Source organism: Kitasatospora sp. NPDC057595, assembly GCF_042800875.1.
GTDB lineage: Bacteria > Actinomycetota > Actinomycetes > Streptomycetales > Streptomycetaceae > Kitasatospora.
On record NZ_JBHVGL010000086.1, the window covers coordinates 1 to 1032 of the forward strand.

The 1032-nt window shown below is 35.2% G+C and carries 1 protein-coding gene; it reads right to left on the reverse strand.

What is annotated here, in order from left to right; translation table 11 throughout:
- Window positions 1–783 (reverse strand): acyltransferase family protein (locus ACFU9E_RS35650; RefSeq protein WP_380715738.1); only part of this gene is annotated, 783 nt, incomplete at its 3' end.
- Between the last annotated feature and the right edge of the window lie 249 nt (window positions 784–1032).

Genomic DNA, 1032 nt, shown 5'->3' on the forward strand with positions numbered 1-1032 from the left:
CCATAGTGTACTGTTTATTGAACTGAGATGTAGAAGGTCAAATTTAAAGAATAAAAATAAAATTATAGAGCAGAAAAATAAAACGATATGCTGCGGTGACTTGCTCCATGCCTTAGCCCAGAAGATGCCCAAAGTGAAATAAAACATCTGTGGCAGGAAAGAATGTAAGTACAGGTTACCGATCAAACTGTCAGGCGAGTACTTCAATGTTATAAAAGAAACCAACACACTGAAAGCGGAAACAGCAAAAGAGCAAAGAATCATTTTTTTGAATCCGAAACGTTTATAAAACCAATAAATTGCGGGTAACACAAGGTAAAAGCTAATCTGAACAGGAATTGTCCAAAGTGAATCGTTAAGGCGACCTGTGCCAATGTGATGGAATATGTCAGGGAAGTATTGAGGATATAACACAAAATTGCTAAGAAGCCATGTCCAGTACTCTTTAGTAGTGAATACTGTTAATGAAAGAGCTCCTAGAATAATTAGCAGTACAGTGGAGGCAAGAGCATAGGTGTATATTGCGGGTGCGATCCTGATAATTCGGCTCCAATAAAAATCAGTTACATTATTCCCTTTAAGCTTGGATCTTTCATAGGAAGTGAAAAGAAAAAATGCGCTTAGAAAAAAGAAAATTGATATGCCGGTGTGAAATATTGCTTTACTCTCTGGGGTATAACCAAAGACAGAAATGTTAAGATCTCTTGTAGCGTGATCAATCAACACACAAAGCGCAGCAAAAAGCCTGACAAAAAAGAAACAATTAGAGTGTTTTACATTCATTAAAAGAACCTCTTTCCTATACCATATGGCGAATAAGCAGTAAGGCTGCCTATAAGCAGTGATGATTATATCATAAAAATGGAAGATACGTTCTTGAAAATGAACTAAAATAAATATTTTTGTTCTCAATAAGGTATATTTGTGTGATATAGGGAGGTGTAGATACTTATAAATACACGTATATATTCATAGATGCATGTATATCTAGCTATATCATGAAGAATACAGATAAATCAAGAAGTACCTGCC